This is a genomic window from Marinifilum sp. D714, assembly GCF_030851345.1.
Classification (GTDB): Bacteria; Bacteroidota; Bacteroidia; order Bacteroidales; family Marinifilaceae; genus Marinifilum.
The window spans coordinates 1-764 of record NZ_JALPNU010000068.1 but is presented as its reverse complement, the minus strand read 5'-3'; the positions used below and the strand labels follow the sequence as shown (position 1 = coordinate 764).

1 protein-coding gene is annotated in these 764 nt (G+C 40.8%); it reads left to right on the top strand.

The features are described 5' to 3' along the window. Nucleotides 1-764 (top strand): hypothetical protein (locus M0051_RS19575; RefSeq protein WP_306743260.1); only part of this gene is annotated, 764 nt, incomplete at both ends.

Genomic DNA, 764 nt, shown 5'->3' with positions numbered 1-764 from the left:
TGGATGAGAAATATGCAGCTATCATTGCTTTGGCAGATTCTCAGTTTGAATCAGGAGATTATCCATCAGCAAAAACTTCTTATTCTGATGCCTTGACATTGAAAGCAGAAGAGCAATATCCAAAAACACAGATTGCAAAGATTGATGAATTACTGGCAGAACAACAAAGGCAGGCTGAAGAAGCTGCAAGGTTAGCTGCCGAGAAGAAAGCCTTGGATGAAAAGTATGCAGCGATCATTATTTTGGCAGATTCTCAGCTCGAATCAGGAGATTATCCATCAGCGAAAACTTCCTATTCTGATGCCTTGGCATTGAAAGCAGAAGAGCAATATCCAAAAACACAGATTGCAAAGATTGATGAATTACTGGCAGAACAGCAACAACAGGCTGATGAAGCAGCACGCTTAGCGGCCGAGAAGAAAGCTCTGGATGAGAAATATGCAGCTATCATTACCTTGGCAGATTCTCAGTTTGGATCCAAAGATTATACAAGTGCGAAAACTTCTTATTCTGATGCCTTGACATTGAAAGCAGAAGAGCAATATCCAAAAACACAGATTGCAAAGATTGATGAGTTGTTGGCAGAACAACAAAGGCAGGCTGAAGAAGCTGCAAGGTTAGCTGCCGAGAAGAAAGCCTTGGATGAAAAGTATGCAGCGATCATTACTTTGGCAGATTCTCAGTTTGGATCCAAAGATTATACAAGTGCGAAAACCTCTTATTCTGATGCTTTGGCATTGAAAGCAGAAGAGCAATATCCAAAA